This is a genomic window from Fretibacterium sp., from assembly GCF_057312375.1.
Map to the genome: position 1 here is coordinate 6,321 of NZ_DBHLDX010000072.1, position 3,300 is coordinate 9,620.

At 61.4% G+C, this 3,300-nt stretch carries 2 protein-coding genes; one reads left to right on the plus strand and one right to left on the minus strand.

Annotated features, from left to right (window positions below; all coding sequences use genetic code 11):
* Positions 1-683: carbon starvation CstA family protein (locus ACO41U_RS09040; RefSeq protein WP_485943314.1), on the minus strand; the 683-nt coding region annotated here is incomplete at its 3' end.
* Between the two features lie 369 nt (positions 684-1,052).
* Here ACO41U_RS09040 and ACO41U_RS09045 point away from each other — a divergent pair.
* On the plus strand, positions 1,053-3,300 hold a 2,248-nt coding region (locus ACO41U_RS09045), incomplete at its 3' end, for a hypothetical protein (RefSeq protein WP_485943316.1).

Below are 3,300 nucleotides of genomic sequence, written 5' to 3' on the forward strand. Positions count from 1 at the left end.
GCTTCCTCGACGGCCGCAGGCTTGGCCTCCTCGGCCGGGGCCTCCGGCTTCGCTTCCTCGACGGCCGCGGGTTTGGCCTCCGCTGGCGCCTTGCCCTCGTCGGCCTTCACGGCCTTCGGCGCTGCGGGCTTTTCGGCCGTGGCCTTGGGGGCCGCGACGGCGGGAGCCGCCTGGATGGAGACGGCAGCGGTTCTCGGCAGGTTGAAGTCCCTGCCGGCGCCCATGATCATGCGGCTCAGGAGCTGGGCCGGTCCGACCATGAAGACGACGCCGATCATCACCAGCAGCACCACGGAGAAGATGCGCATGACGGTCTTCATGGTGGCGCCGAGGTACATGCCCGTCAGCTCGGAGATGCTGGCGCCGTCGTTGCGCATGGAGAGCATCCCGCTCAGGTAGTCGTGGACGGCGCCGGCGAAGATCGTGCCGAGGACGATCCACAGGTACACCGAGGGCCCCCAGATGGCGCCGGAGAGCGCGCCGAAGATGGGGCCAAGGCCCGCGATGTTCAGAAGCTGGATCAGGAAGGCGCGCCAGACGGGAAGCGGAACGTAGTCCACGCCGTCCGGGTGGACCTGGCAGGGCGTCCTGCGATCGTCCGGCTTGAACACCAGCGTCACGAAGAGCCCGTAGGTGTAGTAGCCGACGATCAAAACGGCCAATGCGACGAAAAACGTGATCATGGCAAAACCCCCCTATATAAATATGGTAGTGTTGCGATGGTGTTGAGGTGCGCAAGACAACCGCTTATAGTTTAATCCATTCGCGGTTTAGCGCAAGGTGTCCGCGCCAAATCCGCGGGCGCGGCGGTCTGTCGGGGACCAGGCCCGCCCTTGAGCCGGGGAAGCGTCCCGGGATCTCGCCTCGCCCGGTTCGGCTGGAGGCGCACCGGCCCCCCGGGGTTAAATTTTCAATCCTTGCATTTTTTACGGACATCTGGTATTTTCACAGTAATATGGTAAAACAATGTAGTGACCATTGTGCGGAGGGCATCCGTGTGCGTGTTGTTTTTTCATTAGAGGGAGTCATCACTCCTTAAGGAGGGGAAGAACATGGTTTTGAGCAGGAGGTTGTTGCGTGCGGCGGCGCTGGGGGCGGTCTTTGCCCTGGCCCTCGCCGGGACGGCGTTGGCGGCGGACGGGACGTGGAAGGGCGAAGGATACGACCCGCATAGTTGGACTTCCCTTGGTGGTAACTGGGATGGTGACATTCCGGATGAAGGCGACAAGGCCACCTTCCCCACAGACGCCAAGATCACGGATATAGGAGGAGCCTCTTTTACTCTTAGGGAGTTGGTCTTCTCGGGCAACGCGACGCTGACCTTGGGGGATGCTAGCAATACTTTGACGGCCAAGAAGCTCACGGTCGAGAGCGGCAAGGCTGCCGTTTCGTTGGAGGCCAATAATGCGTTCGCTGTCAAGGACGGCGGCAAGTCCGTCGTGAATGTCGTGGAGGGCGCGACCCTTACCTTTCAGGGGGTACTACCAGTTTTGGGCGAAGGCCAGCTGCAGCTGCCCGGTAAGGGGACGTTGAAGTTGGAGACTGCGATGACGGGAGTCAATAATCTGAAGATCAAGGATGGCGGCACGCTGATCGTAAATTTGGGTGACGCGCTGCCGAATCTTACTGCTTCCCCCCTGGAGATCGATAACGGCAGGATCGTAGTCGAAAAGCCGAATTTTGGCGCTGGTGATGGTGCTGATCGAACGCTGTCGATGAAGAAGGGCGATCTGGAGCTGAAAGAGCCGCTGGCAACGAACATCACGACGATTGAGATCCATAACGGCGACCTGAAGGTGGCGGGTTTGGCGGAAGTTGGCTCTGTGGATCTGAGGGCTCAGGGTCGGCTCGTGCTGGGCAAGGATCTGAGGCTGAAGAAGCTGGCGACGGCCGATGGCAGCAAGATCGATACCAACGGCAAGATCCTGACCATCGATAAGATTTTTCCTAAAGAAGATTTTGTCCTCAATGCCGGGGTTGCGGGGAACCTGAGCCTGGAGATGGCAGCCAATAAAACGGCCACGCTGAAAAAGGACGTCAGCGGGACGGTCGGGTTCCTGGGGAAGAACCCCGCCCCTACATTGGCCCTTGCCTCATCGGTTAGGGTGGGCGCCATCGATATTACGGGTGCCCTCTCCTCTAAGGTGAGGCTCGAGGGGGGTAACACCGTTGATGTTCTGAAGTTCGTCAACACGAATCCTCTTGAGGTCACCACCGCGGGCGGAGAGAGTACCATCGGACAGTTGGCGCCTGTCGCTGACGCCACCCTTAACCTGAAGGGAACTTCCCCCCTGACCGTCAACGGCGGGCCAAGCGTGAATTGGAAGGTGAATGTGGATGCGGGGTCCGATCTCCGTGTGAAGGGCAAAGAGCTGCTCTCCGGGACGGTTACGGCGACGTTCGGCACCAGCACCGGGGGCGGCGCCCTGACCCTGCCCAGCGGGAGCTACACGAACCTGAAGCTGAAAACGGAGAACGCTGCCTCGAAGATCAGGGTTGTTGACGAGGCGCCGAATGATCGGGTTCTGAAAGTGAAGGAGCTCGATCTCGGTACTGCTGACCTGGTCATGGAGGTCCCCACCACCTGGAAGACCGCCCTGAAGAAGGGGCAGACGGTCACCCTGCTGGAGGCCGACACGGTGACCGGCACTCACACGGTCACGGGCGATCCGGCGGAAAACGATTTCTGGAAGGTGGAGCCGCTTACGGCGTCCAACAAAAAGCTCGTCCTCACCGCGAAGAAGGATCTCGCTGCCGCCCCCGTACTGACGGCGGAGGCGACGGGCTCCGGGAACGAGCGCCGCGTGAACGTCAAGGTTGCGGGTGACGTGTCCGTGAAAGCGGATAGCTGGAACTATGAGCTTGTGAACGTCGTCGCTCCTGGCTCTGTTTCCGTCAGCCGCGAGTCCGGCACCCAGAAGGCCGCGTCTTTCAAGGTGACGCTGGGCTCCGGTTTCAAGAGCGGAACCCTGCGGGTGACCGCCACAAACGAGAGCGCACCTGTTACGGGCTCTGTCAACGTGGACCTGAAGACCGGGGCCAGCGACACGCCCGCGGCCCCGAGCATCGACTCGTCGAGCTGGGGCTCGAAGATCATCGCCTCTCCGGACGCTCAGGGGAATATGACCGTCCAGCTCACGGCGGCGCTGACGCTTGACGGGACGCCGAAGTCCCTGGATGTGGTTGCCTCCGGGTTGAAGGAGAAGCCGAAGGCCGAGCTGCTGGACAGCGGCGGCAAGGTCGTTGCGAGCTCCATGCCGTCCATCGCGGCGAGCACGAAGTACAGCCTGAGGCTGACGT